Consider the following 15,804-nt stretch of genomic DNA (forward strand, 5'->3'; position numbering starts at 1 on the left):
ACAGTCTAGCGTCCGATGAGCCCGACGACCTCGGCTGCGGCCTCGGCCACGTCGCGGTTCACGACGATCGCGTCGAACTCGTCCTGGCTGGCGAGCTCGACCCGTGCGGTGGCGAGGCGGCGCGAGCGCTCCTCCTCGTCCTCCGTGCCCCGCCCGACGAGCCTGCGCACGAGCTCCTCCCACGACGGCGGTGCGAGGAAGACCAGCAGGGCCTCAGGCATGCGCTCGCGGATCTGGCGGGCGCCCTGCAGGTCGATCTCGAGCAGCACGGAGTCGCCGGTGTCGAGCACCTGCTGCACCTGTCCGCGCGGCGTGCCGTACCGATGCGAGTTGTGCACCGTCGCCCACTCGAGGAACGCGTCGTCGGCGAGTCCCTCGTCGAACTCGGCGTCGGAGACGAACGTGTAGTGCACGCCGTCGATCTCGCCCGGGCGTGCCGCGCGCGTCGTCCACGACACGGAGTGGCGGATCCACGGGTAGTGCTCGCGCACGTGCTGCGCGACGGTGCCCTTGCCGACGGCGGTGGGGCCGGCGAGCACGATGAGCCGCGCGGGCGCGGGGTCGACGTCGAGCCACTCGCGCAGGCGCTCGCGCTGGCGCGCGCCGAGACCGCCGACGCGCTTGCGCGGCGAGATCTCGAGGCGTTCGAGCGTCCGCTGGGCACGGTGCTGCCCGATGCCGGGGATCGCGTCGAGCAGCTCGGTGACGCGCAGGCGCGCCTCGATCGAATCGGGATGCTCCCACGCGTGCTCGGCGACCTGCAGGGCGGTGCGCTCGCGGGCGTGCACGGCGCGCTTCACCTCGGCGCGTGCGCGGCGCGCGCGCAGCGCCGCCTCGGCGCCCAGCGCGGGGTCGAGCGTCATCGCAGCTCCCGCACGGCAGCATCGATCGCGTCGGCGACGCCCGTCGGCGACGCGGTGATGCTGCGCGAGGCGGAGGCGACGACGAGCGCGCCCTCCGGGTACAGGGTGCGCAGGTCGCCGAGCGCGGCACCCTGGTGGCCGAAGCCGGGGGCGAGGATGGGCGCGGAGCCGTCGAGCGCGAGCCCGAAGTCCTCGCGGGCGACGGTGGCGCCCACGACGAGGCCGATCGAGCCGACGGCTCGGCCGTGGGCTGCGTTCCACGCGGCCACGTCGGCCTCGATGCCGGCGGCGAGCGTCCGGCCGGCGGCGTCGACGCGCAGCTGCGTCGCCCGCGCCTCGGGGTTCGACGTCGCGCACAGCACGAACGCGCCCTTGCCATGTGCCTCGGCCCGTTCGAGCAGCGCGTCGAGCGAGCCGAGGCCCTGGAATGCGCTCACGGTCATCGCGTCGACCTCGAGGGGCGAGCCAGGCGTCAGCCACGCCTCCCCGTATGCGGCGACCGAGGTGCCCATGTCGCCGCGCTTCACATCCGCGATCACGATGAGGCCGGCGTCGCGCGCCGCGGCGAGCACGCGCTCGAGCGCGAGGTAGCCGGCTGCCGCGTGCCGTTCGAAGAACGCGACCTGCGGCTTGACGACCGCTGCGCGACCCGCAGCGGCGGCCACGACCTCCAGCGCGAACGCCTCGGCGCCCGCGGCGGTGTCCGGCAGGCCCCACTGCTCGAGCAGGTGCGCGTGCGGGTCGATCCCGACGCACAGCGCACCACGCCCGGCGACGGCGGCGCTCAGGCGCTCGCCGAAGCCGCTCACGCGGTCCTCCGCGCGTGGTACTCCTGCAGGCTCGTGACCTCGAACGGCACGCGCGCGGCCTCGATCGCCGCGACGGCGGCACCCAGCTGCGACACGGTCGTGAACAGCGCCTTGTCGGCGCCGACGGTCGCCGCGCGGATCTCGTAGCCGTCGAGTCGTGCAGCGGGGCCCGTGGGGGTGTTGATGACGATGTCGATCTCGCCGCGGTGGATCGCGCCGATGATCGAGTCGTCGACGCCGACCTCCGAGTGCTTCGCGATCGTCTCGACCTCGATGCCGTTGCGCACGAGGATCTCGGCCGTGCCCTCGGTCGCGAGCACCCGGAAGCCCAGCTGGCGCAGGCGATGGATGGGCAGCACGGCCTGACGCTTGTCGCGGTCCGACAGCGACACGAACACCGTGCCCGAGGTCGGCAGCCCACCGTAGGCTGCGACCTGGCTCTTCGCGAAGGCGCGGGGGAAGTCACGGTCGATGCCCATGACCTCGCCGGTCGAGCGCATCTCGGGTCCGAGCAGGCTGTCGACGAGCGCGCCCTCGCGGGTGCGGAAGCGGCGGAAGGGCAGCACGGCCTCCTTCACCGCGACCGGCGCGTCCAGCGGCAGGCGCGAGCCGTCCTGCGCGGGCAGGAAGCCGTCGTCGAGCAGCTGCCGGATCGTCCAGCCTGCCATCACGAGGGCGTTGGCCTTCGCGATGGGCGAGCCGAGCGCCTTGGCCACGAACGGCACGGTGCGGCTCGCGCGCGGGTTCGCCTCGATGACGTGCAGGCGTCCTGCCGAGATCGCGAACTGCACGTTGAGCGGGCCGCGCACGTCGAGGCCACGTGCGATCGCGAGCGTCGCGTCGCGCACCTCGTCGATCTGCGAGCGGCCGAGGCCCACCGGCGGCAGCGTGCACGACGAGTCGCCCGAGTGGATGCCCGCCTCCTCGATGTGCTCGAGGATGCCCCCGACGTAGAGGTCGGTGCCGTCGTAGATGGCGTCGACGTCGATCTCCACGGCGTCGTCGAGGAAGTGGTCGACGAGCAGCGGCTTGCCCGGCCCGATGATGGCGGTGTCCGCCATGCGCTCGAAGTAGCCGTGCAGCGTCTCGCGGTCGTAGACGATCTCCATGCCGCGGCCGCCGAGCACGTACGAGGGGCGCACGAGCACGGGGTAGCCGATGCGCTCGGCGACCTCGAGGGCTGCCTCCTCGGTCGTCGCGGTGCCGTTGCGCGGCGCGACGAGGCCCGCGGCGTCGAGGATGTCCTGGAACAGGCCGCGCTCCTCGGCGCGGTCGATCGCATCGGGCTGCGTGCCGAGGATCGGGATGCCGTGGCGCTCGAGGCCGCGCGCGAGGCCGAGGGGGGTCTGGCCGCCGAGCTGCACGATGACGCCGACGAGCTCGCCCGACTGCGACTCGGCGTGGATGACCTCGAGCACGTCCTCGAGCGTGAGGGGCTCGAAGTACAGCCGGTCGCTCGTGTCGTAGTCGGTCGAGACGGTCTCGGGGTTGCAGTTGACCATGATGGTCTCGAACCCGGCGTCGCGCAGCGCGAACGATGCGTGGACGCACGAGTAGTCGAACTCGATGCCCTGGCCGATGCGGTTGGGGCCAGAGCCGAGGATGACGACCTTGCGGCGGTCGGACGGCACGACCTCGGTCTCCTGGTCGTACGACGAGTAGTGGTACGGGGTGAGGGCGGGGAACTCCCCTGCGCACGTGTCGACGGTCTTGAACACGGGCCGCAGGCCCATGTCCCAGCGCGCAGCGCGCACCTCGTCCTCGCCGACTCCGCGCAGCTCGGCGATCTGCGCGTCGGAGAAGCCGTGCTCCTTCGCCAGGCCGACGATGTCCTCGTCGAGCGCTGCGGCCGCGCGGATCTGCTGCGCGACCTCCTCGATGAGGACGATCTGGTCGATGAACCAGGGGTCGATCTTCGTGGCCTCGAACGCCTCCTCGACGGTCGCGCCGGCACGGATCGCCTGCTGCAGCGTCACGATGCGCCCGTCGGTGGGCGTGCGCGATGCCTCGAGCAGCGCGGCCTTGTCGCCGACCTCGCCCGACCAGTGGAACGACGAGCCCCTGCGCTCCATCGAGCGCAGCGCCTTCTGCAGCGCCTGCGCGTAGGTGCGGCCCATCGCCATCGCCTCGCCGACGGACTTCATGGTCGTCGTGAGCGTGGGGTCGGCAGCCGGGAACTTCTCGAACGTGAACCGCGGCACCTTCACGACGACGTAGTCGAGCGTCGGCTCGAACGACGCGGGCGTGACGCCCGTGATGTCGTTGGGGATCTCGTCGAGGCGGTACCCGATCGCGAGCTTCGCGGCGATCTTCGCGATCGGGAAGCCCGTGGCCTTCGATGCGAGGGCGCTGGAGCGCGACACGCGCGGGTTCATCTCGATGACGATGATGCGGCCCGTCGCGGGGTCGACGGCGAACTGCACGTTGCAGCCGCCCGTGTCGACGCCGACGTCGCGGATGATGCGGATGCCGATGTCGCGCATGTCCTGGTACTCGCGGTCGGTGAGGGTGAGCGCGGGTGCGACGGTGATGGAGTCGCCCGTGTGGACGCCGACGGGGTCGACGTTCTCGATCGAGCAGATGACGACGGTGTTGTCGGCCGTGTCGCGCATGAGCTCGAGCTCGTACTCCTTCCACCCGAGGATCGACTCCTCGAGCAGCACCTCGCCGATCGTCGACGAGTGGAGGCCGTCGGCGACGAAGCGCCGCAGCTCGGGCTCGTCGTGCGCGAAGCCCGAGCCGAGGCCGCCCATCGTGAACGACGGGCGCACGACCACGGGGTAGCCGAACTCCTCCGCGAAGGCGAGCGCCTCGTCGACGGTCTTCGCGATGGCGCTCGAGGCGACGTCGGCGCCGGCGTCGAGCACGAGCTGCTTGAAGAGCTGGCGGTCCTCCGCACGGTGGATCGCGTCGACGCGAGCGCCGATGAGCTCGACGCCGTGCCGCTCGAGGATGCCCCGCTCGTGCAGCGCGATCGCCGCGTTGAGGGCGGTCTGGCCGCCGAGCGTCGGCAGGATCGCATCCGGCCGCTCCTTCGCGATGATCGTCTCGAGCACCTCGGGCGTGATGGGCTCGATGTACGTCGCGTCGGCGAAGTCCGGGTCGGTCATGATCGTCGCGGGGTTCGAGTTGACGAGGATGACGCGGATGCCGTCCTCCCGCAGCACGCGGCACGCCTGGGTGCCGGAGTAGTCGAACTCGGCCGCCTGGCCGATGACGATCGGCCCGGAGCCGATGACGAGGACGGAGGTGATGTCGTCGCGCTTGGGCATCAGGCGTCCTTCTGCTCGCGCACGAGGGCCGCGAACCGGTCGAAGAGGTACATGGAGTCGTGGGGGCCGGCAGCGGCCTCCGGGTGGTACTGCACGCTGAAGGCAGGCAGGTCGAGCGCGCGCAGCCCCTCGACGACGTGGTCGTTGAGCGAGAAGTGGCTCACCTCGACGCGACCGAAGCCCGCGGGGCTCTCGACGATCTCGCCGATGGGCGCGTCGACGGCGAAGCCGTGGTTCTGGCTCGTGATCTCGACGGTGCCGGTGGCGACGTCGAGCACGGGCTGGTTGATGCCGCGGTGGCCGAACGGCAGCTTGTACGTGCCGAAGCCGAGGGCGCGACCGAGCAGCTGGTTGCCGAAGCAGATGCCGAAGAACGGCAGGCCGGCGCGCAGCAGGGCCTGCAGCAGCTCGACGTACTGGTCGGAGGCCGCGGGGTCGCCCGGCCCGTTGGAGTAGAAGGCGGCGTCGACGTCGAGGGCCAGGACCTCCTCGGCCGTGACCGAGTGGGGCAGCACCGTGAGGTCGAAGCCCTTCCCCTGCAGGTATCGCAGCGTCGACGTCTTCACGCCGAGGTCGAGCACCGCGACGTGGCCGATGCGCTCGGCCGTCGCCTGCAGCGTGTAGGCCTCGGGCGTGGAGACGACGTCGGCGAGCCGCCGACCCTCCATCCGCGGGCTCTGCAGCACCTGCTCGAGCATCTCTGCCTCGGTGCCGACGGCGTCGCCGGAGAAGATGCCTGCGCGCATGCTGCCGGCATCCCGGAGTCGACGCGTGAGGGCGCGCGTGTCGAGCCCGGAGATGCCGACGACGCCGTCGCGCTCGAGGCGCGTCTCGAGGCTCTCGGTCGCGCGCCAGCTCGACGCGATGCGGCTCGCCTGACGCACGGCGTAGCCCGCGACCCAGATGCGCCGCGACTCGGGGTCCTCGTCGTTGACGCCGGTGTTGCCGATGTGCGGCGCCGTCTGCACGACGATCTGTCCGGCGTACGACGGGTCGGTGATCGTCTCCTGGTATCCGGTCATGCCGGTGGCGAAGACGGCCTCGCCGAGCGTGCGGCCGGTGGCGCCGTAGGCGCGGCCGCGGTAGATGGTGCCGTCCTCCAGCACGAGGTGGGCGATGGTCATGCTGCAGCTCCTGAAGCGGTCGGATGCGGCTGGATGTCTTGGATGGCGGCGAGCACGGGGGCGTCGTCACCGGTCACGCGGACGTAGGTCTCGAGGGGTCGCTCCCCCAGTCGCCATGCGATGCGGAGGAGGCCGCCGGGCTCGACGACGCGGTCGATCGTCCACGTGGCGCGCTCGACGCCGTCGAGGTCGGCCGTCGGCACGAGCACGGCGGTGCCCGGCAGGTCGAGCACGATGCCTGCGGGGCCGACGGCGACGCGGCCGCGGGCGCGGAAGCCGAGCCCGTGCACCGCGACGCGGTCGTACGGGTCGCCGGCCGTGGTCGTGGCGACGTACAGGATGGGAGCGTCGAGCACGGCCTGGAAGCCGTCCGGCGCCTGCGGCGCCTGCAGGTCGCGATGGCGACGCCTGCGCGAACGCCATCCGAGGATGCCTGCGGTCAGCAGCACCGCGACGAGCGCGATGCTCAGCAGGATGAAGGACTCGTAGCTCATGCGACCACTCCATCCTGCACCGTCGCGCGGCCCCGGTAGACCGTGTGGACGACGCGGCCGGGCAGCGACCGGCCGAGGAACGGGGAGTTCGTCGAGCGGCCGTGCAGGTGGGCGGTCCCGATGGGGGTGCGGCCGGCGGGGTCGACGAGCGCGAGGTGTGCCTGGGCGCCGACCTCGATCGCGGCGCCGAAGCCGTCGAGGCGTCCGATGCGCGCGGGCGTCGTGGAGAGCACGCGTGCCACGCCTGCCCAGTCGAGCAGGCCCGTCTCGACCATGGACTCCTGGACGACGGCGAGCGCCGTCTCGAGGCCGACCATGCCCATCGCCGCATCCGCCCATGCGGCCTGCTTCGCCTCGACGGGGTGGGGTGCGTGGTCGGTGGCGACGACGTCGATCGTGCCGTCGGCGAGCGCTGCGCGCAGCGCCTCGACGTCGGAGGCGGCGCGCAGCGGCGGGTTCACCTTGAAGCGCGCGTCGTAGCCGCGCACCTCCTCCTGCGTGAGCACGAGGTGATGGGGCGTGACCTCTGCGGTCACGCGGATGCCGCGAGCCTTCGCCCAGCGCAGCACGTCGACGGTCTCGGCGGTGGAGACGTGGCACACGTGCAGGCGCGCGCCCGCCGCCTCGGCGAGCAGCACGTCGCGGGCGACGATCGCCGACTCGGCGACGGAGGGCCAGCCTGCGAGGCCGAGCTCGCCTGCGAGCGGCGACTCGTGCATCTGCGCGCCGACCGTGAGGGTCGGCTCCTGCGCGTGCTGCGCGATGACGCCGTCGAAGGGGGCGACGTACTCGAGCGCGCGACGCATGAGCTGCGCGTCGTGCACGCAGTGGCCGTCGTCGGAGAACACGCGCACCTTGGCGGCCGAGCGGGCCATGAGCCCCAGGTCGGCGAGCCGCTCGCCCGCGAGGCCGACCGTGACGGCGCCGATGGGCTGCACGTGCGCGAGCCCCGCGCGTCTGCCGAGCTCGGCGACCTGCTCGACGACCGCGACGGTGTCGGCGACCGGGCGCGTGTTCGCCATCGCGAACACGGCGGCGAAGCCGCCTGCTGCCGCGGCGCGCACGCCCGTCGCGACCGTCTCGGACTGCTCGAAGCCAGGCTCGCGCAGGTGCGTGTGCAGGTCGACGAGGCCGGGAAGGGCGACGAGGCCGTCGGCGTCGAGCACCGTGGCGCCTGCGGAGGCGGACGCGGAGCCGACGTCGGTGATGACGCCGTCCTCGATCGTGAGGTCGGCGGCGTCGCCGCCGAGGATGCGCGCACCGCGCACGATGAGGGTCACGAGTCGGTCCTTCCTGCCAGGAGTCGGTAGAGCACGGCCATGCGCACCGACACGCCCGCACGCACCTGCTCGAGCACGAGGGAGGCGGCGGCGTCGGCGGCGACCGACGAGATCTCGAGGCCGCGGTTCATGGGCCCGGGGTGCATGACGAGCGTCTCGCCGCCGAGCCGTGCGAAGCGCTCGGGGCTCAGCGACCATCCGCCGATGTACTCGGCGGCGCTCGGCACGAACGCGCCGGTCTGCCGCTCGAGCTGCACTCGCAGCATCATGAGCGCGTCGGGGCGGCTGTCGACGACGGCATCGAGGTCGGTCGTGTGCTGCGCATCCCACGTCTCGATGCCCGGCGGCAGCATCGACGGCGGGCCGACGATCGTCACCTCGGCGCCGAGCGCAGGCAGCAGCAGCGCGTTCGAGCGTGCGACGCGGCTGTGCAGCACGTCGCCTGCGATCGCGACGCGCACGCCGTCGAGGCCCTTGCCGCGCGAGGCGTCGCCGTGGATGCGGCGGCGCAGCGCGAACGCGTCGAGCAGCGCCTGGGTGGGGTGCTCGTGCGTGCCGTCGCCGGCGTTGACGACGATCTGCGGGATCCACGAGGCGACGAGGTGCGGCGCACCCGACGAGCCGTGGCGCATGACGATGCCGTCGACGCCCATCGCGGCGATCGTCGTGACCGTGTCGCGCAGGTCCTCGCCCTTCGACACGCTCGAGCCCTTGCCGGAGACGTTGATGACGTCGGCGGAGAGCCACTTGCCTGCGATCTCGAAGGACGAGCGCGTGCGCGTGGAGTCCTCGAAGAACAGGTTCACGACCGTGCGACCGCGCAGCGCTGGCAGCTTCTTCTGGTCGCGGTCGTGGATCTGGTCCATGTCCTCGGCGATGTCGAGCAGCTCGATCGCCTCGTCGCGCGCGAGCGCGGCAGTCAGCAGGTTCCTCATCGCTCGCTCCCCTCCTGGATGGTCACGGCGTCCTGGCCGTCGACCTCCCGCATGAGGATCGACACGTGCTCGCTCGCGGCGCTCGGCAGGTTCTTGCCGACGAAGTCCGCGCGGATGGGCAGCTGCCGGTGTCCGCGGTCGACGAGGACCGCCAGGCGCACGGCCGCGGGACGACCGAGGTCCGTGAGAGCGTCGAGCGCTGCCCTGATGGTGCGGCCCGAGTACAGCACGTCGTCGACGAGCACGACGGTCTGGCCATCGATGCCGGACGCGGGGATGCGCGTGGGATGCGTGGGCCGGGTGCCGGTGCGCGCGAGATCGTCGCGGTGCATCGTCACGTCGAGCGTGCCGGTGCGAGCGGCGAAGTCGGTGCCGGTGATCTCGCCGAGCCTCGTGGCGATGCGCTCGGCGAGGAGCGCGCCGCGCGTGGGGATCCCCAGCAGCACGAGCGAGGCGTCGCCCCGATTCGCCTCGAGGATCTCGTGGGCGATGCGCGTGAGCGCGCGGGCGATGTCGGCCTCCTGCAGCACGGTGCGCGCAGGCATGCAGACCCCCTTCCTGCCTCTCAGGGCGTCGCGGCCGCCTCGCAGGACGGCTCGAAAAGGTTGTCGGTGCCCTCATCGTAGCGCGCGCGGGCCGCGCATCCGGACTCGACGCGGTCGGCGCCTGGGCGCCGGAGGGGTCAGCCGACCTGGCCGGCGACCTTCGCGAGCACGCCGTTGACGAACGGTGCCGAGCGATCGGTCGACAGCTCGCCTGCGAGCGTCACCGCCTCCGAGATCGCGACCTCGTCGGGCACGTCGGCGTTGTAGGCGAGCTCCCACGCGGCGACGCGCAGGATCGCGAGGTCGATGCGCGCCATGCGCTCGAGGCTCCAGTGCTCGCTCGACTGCTCGATCAGCTCGTCGAGCTCGTCCGCGTGGTGCGCGACGCCCGTGACGAGCTCCTCGCAGTACGCGAACCACCCGTGCCTCGACCAGCCCTGGTCGAGCGTCGTGACGCGCAGGAGCTCGACGGGGTCGTCGCGGCGCACGATCGCGCTGTAGCCGACCTCCACCGCGTGCTTGCGAGCCTTGCGCCTCGAGGGATAGACCTGCGCCACGTCAGTCGGTGACGCGGCCGAGGTAGGAGCCGTCTGCCGTGTTGACCTTGACGCGCGTGCCCTGCTCGACGAACAGCGGCACCTGGATCTCGGCGCCGGTCTCGACGGTCGCGGGCTTCGTGCCCGCGCTCGACCGGTCGCCCTGCAGGCCGGGCTCGGTGTAGGTGATCTCGAGCACGACCGAGCCGGGCAGCTCGACCTGGAGCGCCTCCGACTCGTGCATCGTGATCTGCGCCGTGGCGCCGTCGAGCAGGTACTTCGCGGCGTCGCCGACGATCTCCGGGCTCACCTGGAACTGCTCGTACGTGTCGTTGTCCATGAACACGTAGTCGGTGCCGTCGTTGTAGAGGAACTGGTAGTCGCGGCGGTCGACCGTGGCGAAGTCCATCTTCGTGCCGGCGTTGAAGGTCTTGTCGACGACCTTGAGGCTGCGGACGTTGCGGAGCTTCGTGCGCACGAACGCGCCACCCTTGCCTGGCTTGACGTGCTGGAACTCGATCACGCTCCAGAGCTGTCCGTCGATGCTGAGCACCGCGCCGTTCTTGATGTCGTTCGTCGTCGCCATGGATCCCTCGGAAGAAGTCGTCGGCAGCGATGCGCAGCCGACAGACGATGCTACCCGACGGTCGTCGAGCCGCCGGGAGGCGGGCTCTGGCGAGCGAGGATCGCGAGGGCCGCGAGCCGGTACCCGTCGAGGCCGAGCCCTGCGACGACGCCGGTCGCGACGCCCGAGATCGTCGAGGTGTGCCGGAACGTCTCGCGGGCGTGCGGGTTGGTGATGTGCACCTCGATCAGCGGGATGCCCGCCGTCGTCACGAGGGCGCACGCATCCCGCAGCGCGTACGAGTAGTGGGTGAACGCGGCGGGGTTCAGCACGACGGGCGTGACGGTGTCGACGGCCTCGTGGATCCAGTGCACGAGCTCCGCCTCGGAGTCGGTCTGGCGCAGGTCGACCTCGACGCCGGTCGACGCCACGACCCGCTCGACCTCGTCGAGGCCTGCGGAGCCGTAGACGTCGGGCTCGCGGGAGCCGAGCCTGCCCAGGTTGGGGCCGTTGAGCACGAGGATGCGCATGGGGCAAGCCTAGGGTCGCGGCGTCAGTCGGCGAGCGACTGGTACGCCGTGAAGAGCATCGAGTCGTCGGGGCCCTCGAGCACGCGCGGGCGGCCGACGTCGTCGAGCACGATGAAGCGCAGCATGGCACCGCGCGCCTTCTTGTCGCGTCGCATCGTGGCGAGCAGCGTCTGCCATCTGCCCATCGGGTACGACGTGGGCAGCTCGAGCGACTCGAGGATCGCGCGGTGCCGGTCGACGACCGACTCGGGCAGGCGCCCTGCGAGCCTGCCGAGCTCGGCGGCGTACATGAGGCCGATGGCGACGGCGGCGCCGTGGCGCCAGCGGTAGCGCTCGGTGTGCTCGATCGCGTGCGCGAGCGTGTGGCCGTAGTTGAGGATCTCGCGCAGACCCTGCTCGGTGAAGTCCTCGGCCACGACGTCGGCCTTCACCCGGATGGCGCGGGCGACGATCTCGGCGAACTCCGGCGTCGCAGGGTCGGTCGCCGCATCCAGGTGGTCCTCGAGCAGCGCGAGGATCGCGGGGTCGGCGATGAAGCCCGCCTTCACGATCTCCGCGAAGCCCGTGAGCAGCTCGTTGCGCGGCAGCGTGTCGAGCAGCGCCACGTCGCACACGACGTGCGCAGGATGGTGGAACGCCCCCACGAGGTTCTTGCCCTGCTCGGTGTTGATGCCGGTCTTGCCGCCGACGGCCGCGTCGACCATGCCGAGCACGCTCGAGGGAGCGAGGACGACGCCGACGCCGCGCAGCCACGTCGCCGCGACGAAGCCAGCGAGGTCGGTGACGGCGCCGCCGCCGAGCCCCACGACCATGTCGGTGCGGGTGAAGTCGGCCTGGCCCATGATCTGCCACAGGAACTGCGCGACCTCGATGCGCTTCGCGGCCTCGGCATCCGGCACCTCGGCCAGCAGCACGTGGTCGCCGAGCTCGGCCTTCAGCGCGTCGGCCTGGCGCGCCATGGCGGGCTGGTGCACGACGAGCACCTGCGCGGCGCCTGCGACGGCCTCGGCGACCTGCGGCAGCAGGATGTCGCGGCCGACGACGACGTCGTAGGGGCGGTCGGTGCGGACGGCGATGGTGGTGGTGGTCACGCGTTGGCCTCCAGCCAGGTGGCGATCTCGGCGACGATGTCGCTCATGCGGCGGCGCGATGCGTCGACCTCGAGGTCGGCGAGCGCTCGGTAGGTGGGCTCGCGCTCGGCGAGGATCCGACGCCACGCGTCGATGCCTCCGTCGGCGAGCAGGGGGCGATTCGATCCTGCGATGCGACGCTCGGCCTGCCGGTCGTCGATCATGAGCAGCACCACGTGCGCGTCGGCGAGCAGCGTCTGCGTGCCGGCGTCGAGCGGCGCTCCGCCGCCGAGCGAGACGATGGCGCCGTCCACGAGCGAGGCGGCGACGACGTCGGCCTCGATGCGGCGGAAGGCGGGCTCGCCCTCGCGGGCGAACAGCTCCGGGATGGGTCCGTGCGCGCGTGCGATCTCGCGGTCGGTGTCGACGAACGTCGCACCGACGCTGCTCGCGAGCTTGCGGCCCACGCTCGACTTGCCCGCCGCCATCGGCCCGATGAGCGCGACGGGTCTCACGCGGTCGTGACCAGCGTCTCTGGGATCGCAGCGAGGTAGGCGTCGAGGTTGCGGCGCACCTCGCCGACGGAGTCGCCACCGAGCTTCTCGAGCATGGCGTCGGCGAGCACGAGCGCGACCATCGCCTCGGCGACGACGCCCGAGGCGGGCACGGCGCACACGTCGCTGCGCTGGTGGTGGGCGGCTGCGGCGTCGCCCGTGGTGGTGTCGATGGTGCGCAGCGCGCGCGGCACCGTCGCGATGGGCTTCATCCCCGCACGGACGCGCAGCACCGTGCCGGTCGACATGCCGCCCTCGGTGCCGCCTGCGCGGTCGGTGACGCGCTCGATGCCGTCGGCTCCGGGCACGAGCTCGTCGTGGGCGACGCTGCCACGGCGGCGCGTCGTCTCGAAGCCGTCCCCGACCTCGACGCCCTTGATGGCCTGGATGCCCATGAGCGCGCCTGCCAGCCGCGCGTCGAGACGTCGATCCCAGTGCACGTACGAGCCGAGCCCGGGCGGCAGGCCGTACGCGCAGACCTCGACGACGCCGCCGAGCGTGTCGCCGGCCGACTTCGCGTCGTCGACCTCGGCGAGCATCGCGGCGCTCGTCTCGGCGTCGTGGCAGCGCAGCGGATCGGCATCGAGGGCGTCGACGTCGTCCGGCGTCGGGATGGGGGCGCCGTCAGGCACGCGCACGGGCCCGATCGCGAGCGTGTGGCTCACGAGCCGCACGCCCAGCTCGCCGAGGAACGCCTTCGCGACGGCGCCGAGGGCGACGCGGGCCGCGGTCTCGCGCGCGCTGGCCCGCTCGAGCACGGGACGGGCCTCGTCGAAGCCGTACTTCTGCATGCCGACGAGGTCGGCGTGACCGGGGCGCGGACGCGTGAGCGCTGCTGCACGCGCGCCCGTGGGCGCCTCGTCGAGCGGCGCGGGGCTCATGACCTCGGTCCACTTCGGCCACTCGGTGTTGCCGATGCGCAGCGCGACGGGCGAGCCCATCGACCGTCCGTGCCGCACGCCGCCGGAGATCGACAGCGCGTCCTGCTCGAACTTCATGCGCGCGCCCCTGCCCGCGCCGAGCTTGCGCCGCTGCAGATCGGCCTGGATGGCCTCCGCCGTCACGGGCACGTCGGCAGGGAGCCCCTCGAGGATCGCGAGGAGCTCGGGGCCATGGCTCTCGCCTGCGGTCAGCCATCGAAGCATGGGGTCCATCCTTCCACCTCCGGTACGACGATCCGCGCACCCCGGTACGACGACGCCCGCGCGACGTGCGGATAGCGTCGAAGGTCGAGAGGGAGGTCGCATGGACGTCGTCGACTGGGTGCTCGGCATCGCGGAGTCGGTGCCACCGCACGTCACGTGGATGCTCGCCGGCGTCTTCGCGCTGCTCGAGTCCGGCCTCGGCCTCGGGTTCGTCGTGCCCGGCGAGACGATCGTGCTGCTGCTGGCCGCGACGATGCCGTCGCCGCTCGCAGCGCTCGGCATGCTGGGCGCCGTCGTCGTCGGGGCGAGCGCCGGCGACCACGTCGGCTACCTGCTGGGCCGTCGGATGGGGCCGCGGCTGCGCGAGACGGCGCTCGTGCGCAGGCTCGGCCAGCAGCACTGGGATCGGGCGGTCGACGTGCTCGAGCGTCGCGGTGCCGCTGCCGTCTTCCTCACGCGGCTCGTGCCCGTCGTCCGAACCCTCACCCCGGCTGCGGCGGGCACGGCGCAGCTGGCCTATCCGCGCTTCCTCGCGGCGTCGCTCGCCGGCGCCGCGACGTGGGCGGCGCTGTACGTCGGCGTCGGCTACGCGCTGCGGGGCGCGCTCGACATCGCGCAGGAGGTGCTCGGCGACGCCGTGCTCGTGCTGCTGATCGTCGCGGCGTCGGTCGTCGTCGTCGTGGTCGCGGGCCGAGCCGTGCTGCGGCGCGACTCGGTGCGCGCGTGGCTCGCGGACGCCGACGCGGACGTCGGCTGGCGCACGCTGCCGAACGCCGTGTCCGCCTCGCGTGTCGTGCTCGCCGTCGTCGCCGCCCTGCTGCTCGCGAACGGCCTGTGGCTCGCCGCCGTCATCGTCGTCGGCGTCGCCTGGGCGACGGATGCCGCCGACGGCCTGCTCGCCCGCGCGCGCGGCGCGACCTCGACGCTCGGGCGCCTGCTCGACCCCGTCGCCGACCACCTGCTCGTGCTGGGCATCGTGGTCGGCATGGCGATCGGGCAGGTGCTCTCGATCCAGATCGCGGTCATCCTCGTCGTCGTCGACGTCTTCTGCGTCGTGCTCGCGGTCGTGCGCAGCCACGCGCTGCGCGCGCTCGCGCCGACGCGGCTCGGCAGGGCGCGCACGGTCGTGCAGCTCGCCGGGCTGGCGGCGATGGCAGGAGGCCTCGCGGCGCAGGACGCCAGCGGTCTCGCGTACCGCATCCTCGTCGGCGTGGGGTTCCTCGTGCTGCTCGCAGGCCTCGTGCTGCACGTCGTCGCCGCGGCGCGACTCGCGGCACGCCTCGCCGCTGCCTCCCGCTAGGGCGTCAGGCGGCGGCGCGCATCGCTGCCCAGACCTCGGGCTCGCGATCGACGGCGACATCCGGGTCGCCGTGCACGAAGATGCGCACCTGCCGCAGCGCCTGGTGCAGCAGCATCGACAGGCCCGGCACGAGCGGTGCGACGCCCTCGTAGCGGCTCGCACCCGAGGCGTAGTCGGCGTCGAGGATCGCGCGCGGTCCCGCGAGCGCGGGCGCGGCATCCGCCGATGCAGGCAGGGTGCTCACGACGACGTCGCCGACGAGCGGCGCGGCTCCTGGGCCGACGATGCGCACCTCGACGTCGAGCTCGGCGCCGAGGGCGACGAGCCGCTCGCCCTTCGCCGGCGTACGCAGCCACGCGTCGACCCGGTCGGCACCCATCGTCGACAGCGCGCACAGCGCCGAGATCGCCGTCGCTCCCCCGCCGACGATCGCGCCGCGCTCGACGCCCGCCACCCCGACCTCCGCGAACGCGTCGACGATGCCTGCGACGTCGGTGTTCCACCCGGCACGCAGGTCGAGCCGCAGCGTGTTCGCCGCTCCCGTGCGCGTCACGAGCGCATCGCGCTCGAGCGCCCACGCGGCCGCCGCCTCCTTGAGGGGGGCGGTGACCGAGACGCCGCGCCACTCCTCGCCGAGCGCGTCGAGGTGCGCGTGCAGCGCCGAGGCTGCCACGCGGTCGCGACCGTACGTCCAGTCGAGGCCCAGCACGGCGTAGGCGGCGGCGTGGATGCGCGGCGACCGCGAGTGCTCGACGGGGTCGCCAAGCACGCTCAGCCGCACG

At 72.6% G+C, this 15,804-nt stretch carries 16 protein-coding genes; 1 reads left to right on the forward strand and 15 read right to left on the reverse strand.

Annotated elements, in window-relative coordinates:
- Positions 1–5: 5 nt before the first annotated feature.
- The 14 genes from gmk to aroC form a co-directional block, all read right to left on the reverse strand.
- A complete protein-coding gene (gene gmk / locus ACZ6H8_RS12040) occupies positions 6–863 on the reverse strand; it encodes a guanylate kinase (protein ID WP_464147082.1) in 858 nt (285 codons plus the stop codon).
- On the reverse strand, positions 860–1,672 hold the full coding sequence (pyrF, locus tag ACZ6H8_RS12045) for an orotidine-5'-phosphate decarboxylase (RefSeq protein WP_464147083.1): 813 nt from the start codon (positions 1,670–1,672) through the stop codon (positions 860–862). The genes gmk and pyrF overlap by 4 nt, the downstream gene beginning before the upstream one ends.
- Positions 1,669–4,944 (reverse strand): carbamoyl-phosphate synthase large subunit, encoded by a 3,276-nt coding sequence (gene carB, locus ACZ6H8_RS12050; protein ID WP_464147084.1) that lies wholly within the window; start codon positions 4,942–4,944, stop codon positions 1,669–1,671. The genes pyrF and carB overlap by 4 nt, the downstream gene beginning before the upstream one ends.
- Positions 4,944–6,068 (reverse strand): glutamine-hydrolyzing carbamoyl-phosphate synthase small subunit, encoded by a 1,125-nt coding sequence (carA, locus tag ACZ6H8_RS12055; RefSeq protein ID WP_464147085.1) that lies wholly within the window; start codon positions 6,066–6,068, stop codon positions 4,944–4,946. The genes carB and carA overlap by 1 nt, the downstream gene beginning before the upstream one ends.
- On the reverse strand, positions 6,065–6,562 hold the full coding sequence (locus tag ACZ6H8_RS12060; protein WP_464147086.1) for a PH-like domain-containing protein: 498 nt from the start codon (positions 6,560–6,562) through the stop codon (positions 6,065–6,067). The genes carA and ACZ6H8_RS12060 overlap by 4 nt, the downstream gene beginning before the upstream one ends.
- Positions 6,559–7,842: a dihydroorotase gene (locus tag ACZ6H8_RS12065; protein WP_464147087.1), complete on the reverse strand. Its 1,284-nt coding sequence runs from the start codon at positions 7,840–7,842 to the stop codon at positions 6,559–6,561. Before ACZ6H8_RS12065 ends, ACZ6H8_RS12060 begins: the two co-directional genes overlap by 4 nt.
- Positions 7,839–8,777, reverse strand: coding sequence for an aspartate carbamoyltransferase catalytic subunit (locus ACZ6H8_RS12070; protein ID WP_464147088.1), 939 nt, complete (start codon positions 8,775–8,777; stop codon positions 7,839–7,841). The genes ACZ6H8_RS12065 and ACZ6H8_RS12070 overlap by 4 nt, the downstream gene beginning before the upstream one ends.
- Positions 8,774–9,322, reverse strand: coding sequence for a bifunctional pyr operon transcriptional regulator/uracil phosphoribosyltransferase PyrR (gene pyrR, locus ACZ6H8_RS12075; protein WP_464147089.1), 549 nt, complete (start codon positions 9,320–9,322; stop codon positions 8,774–8,776). The genes ACZ6H8_RS12070 and pyrR overlap by 4 nt, the downstream gene beginning before the upstream one ends.
- 137 nt (positions 9,323–9,459) lie before the next feature.
- Positions 9,460–9,879 (reverse strand): transcription antitermination factor NusB, encoded by a 420-nt coding sequence (nusB, locus tag ACZ6H8_RS12080; RefSeq protein WP_464147090.1) that lies wholly within the window; start codon positions 9,877–9,879, stop codon positions 9,460–9,462.
- Position 9,880: 1 nt separating this feature from the next.
- The gene (gene efp, locus ACZ6H8_RS12085; RefSeq protein ID WP_464147091.1) at positions 9,881–10,444 is read right to left on the reverse strand and encodes an elongation factor P; all 564 of its coding nucleotides are present in this window, start codon (positions 10,442–10,444) and stop codon (positions 9,881–9,883) included.
- 50 nt (positions 10,445–10,494) lie between these two features.
- A complete protein-coding gene (gene aroQ / locus ACZ6H8_RS12090; protein WP_464147092.1) occupies positions 10,495–10,953 on the reverse strand; it encodes a type II 3-dehydroquinate dehydratase in 459 nt (152 codons plus the stop codon).
- A 23-nt stretch (positions 10,954–10,976) separates the two neighbouring features.
- Entirely contained in the window at positions 10,977–12,044 is a 1,068-nt protein-coding gene (aroB, locus tag ACZ6H8_RS12095) for a 3-dehydroquinate synthase (protein WP_464147093.1), read from the reverse strand.
- Positions 12,041–12,538, reverse strand: a complete 498-nt coding sequence (locus tag ACZ6H8_RS12100) for a shikimate kinase (protein ID WP_464147094.1) — start codon at positions 12,536–12,538, stop codon at positions 12,041–12,043. The genes aroB and ACZ6H8_RS12100 overlap by 4 nt, the downstream gene beginning before the upstream one ends.
- Positions 12,535–13,722 (reverse strand): chorismate synthase, encoded by a 1,188-nt coding sequence (gene aroC, locus ACZ6H8_RS12105; protein ID WP_464147095.1) that lies wholly within the window; start codon positions 13,720–13,722, stop codon positions 12,535–12,537. The genes ACZ6H8_RS12100 and aroC overlap by 4 nt, the downstream gene beginning before the upstream one ends.
- A gap of 100 nt (positions 13,723–13,822) precedes the next feature.
- Here aroC and ACZ6H8_RS12110 point away from each other — a divergent pair, with 100 nt between their 5' ends.
- Positions 13,823–15,022 (forward strand): CDP-alcohol phosphatidyltransferase family protein, encoded by a 1,200-nt coding sequence (locus ACZ6H8_RS12110; protein ID WP_464147096.1) that lies wholly within the window; start codon positions 13,823–13,825, stop codon positions 15,020–15,022.
- A gap of 4 nt (positions 15,023–15,026) precedes the next feature.
- Here ACZ6H8_RS12110 and ACZ6H8_RS12115 read toward each other — a convergent pair whose 3' ends face one another.
- Positions 15,027–15,803, reverse strand: a complete 777-nt coding sequence (locus ACZ6H8_RS12115) for a shikimate dehydrogenase family protein (RefSeq protein ID WP_464147097.1) — start codon at positions 15,801–15,803, stop codon at positions 15,027–15,029.
- Position 15,804: the final 1 nt, after the last annotated feature.

The sequence above is a fragment of the Agrococcus sp. AC640b genome (assembly GCF_979255995.1).

Excerpts from the sequence above, each read along its gene's own strand:
- gmk (WP_464147082.1), bottom strand. The coding sequence starts at position 863 with ATGACGCTCGACCCCGCGCTGGGCGCCGAGGCGGCGCTGCGCGCGCGC.
- carB (WP_464147084.1), bottom strand. The coding sequence starts at position 4,944 with ATGCCCAAGCGCGACGACATCACCTCCGTCCTCGTCATCGGCTCCGGG.
- carA (WP_464147085.1), bottom strand. The coding sequence starts at position 6,068 with ATGACCATCGCCCACCTCGTGCTGGAGGACGGCACCATCTACCGCGGC.
- ACZ6H8_RS12060 (WP_464147086.1), bottom strand. The coding sequence starts at position 6,562 with ATGAGCTACGAGTCCTTCATCCTGCTGAGCATCGCGCTCGTCGCGGTG.
- ACZ6H8_RS12070 (WP_464147088.1), bottom strand. The coding sequence starts at position 8,777 with ATGAGGAACCTGCTGACTGCCGCGCTCGCGCGCGACGAGGCGATCGAG.
- pyrR (WP_464147089.1), bottom strand. The coding sequence starts at position 9,322 with ATGCCTGCGCGCACCGTGCTGCAGGAGGCCGACATCGCCCGCGCGCTC.
- efp (WP_464147091.1), bottom strand. The coding sequence starts at position 10,444 with ATGGCGACGACGAACGACATCAAGAACGGCGCGGTGCTCAGCATCGAC.
- aroQ (WP_464147092.1), bottom strand. The coding sequence starts at position 10,953 with ATGCGCATCCTCGTGCTCAACGGCCCCAACCTGGGCAGGCTCGGCTCC.
- aroC (WP_464147095.1), bottom strand. The coding sequence starts at position 13,722 with ATGCTTCGATGGCTGACCGCAGGCGAGAGCCATGGCCCCGAGCTCCTC.
- ACZ6H8_RS12110 (WP_464147096.1), top strand. The coding sequence starts at position 13,823 with ATGGACGTCGTCGACTGGGTGCTCGGCATCGCGGAGTCGGTGCCACCG.